This is a genomic window from Halorubrum sp. SP3 (assembly GCF_005435195.1).
In the GTDB taxonomy this organism is placed as follows: Archaea; Halobacteriota; Halobacteria; order Halobacteriales; family Haloferacaceae; genus Halorubrum; species Halorubrum sodomense.
The window spans coordinates 1-209 of the sequence record NZ_SGTU01000847.1 but is presented as its reverse complement, the minus strand read 5'-3'; the positions used below and the strand labels follow the sequence as shown (position 1 = coordinate 209).

Sequence of the window (209 nt, the reverse complement as noted above, 5' to 3'; positions counted from 1 at the left end):
CGTTAACATGGGGTAGGTATCGAAATCCTGCGGAAGATACCCGAGCACGCTTCGGACGGTGTCCGGCGATTCGCTCACCCGGGTTCCGTCCCAGTAAATCGCTCCCTCTGTTGGCGCCGTCACTGTCGTGAGCATCCGCATGAGAGTGGACTTCCCGGCACCGTTCGGCCCGACAAGCCCGTGGACGCCAGCACCGCGTTGAAGCGTGA

The 209-nt window shown here is 62.2% G+C and carries 1 protein-coding gene; it reads right to left on the bottom strand.

Annotated elements, in window-relative coordinates; all coding sequences use genetic code 11:
* On the bottom strand, positions 1 to 209 hold a 209-nt coding region (locus EXE42_RS18390), incomplete at both ends, for an ATP-binding cassette domain-containing protein (RefSeq protein ID WP_241988452.1).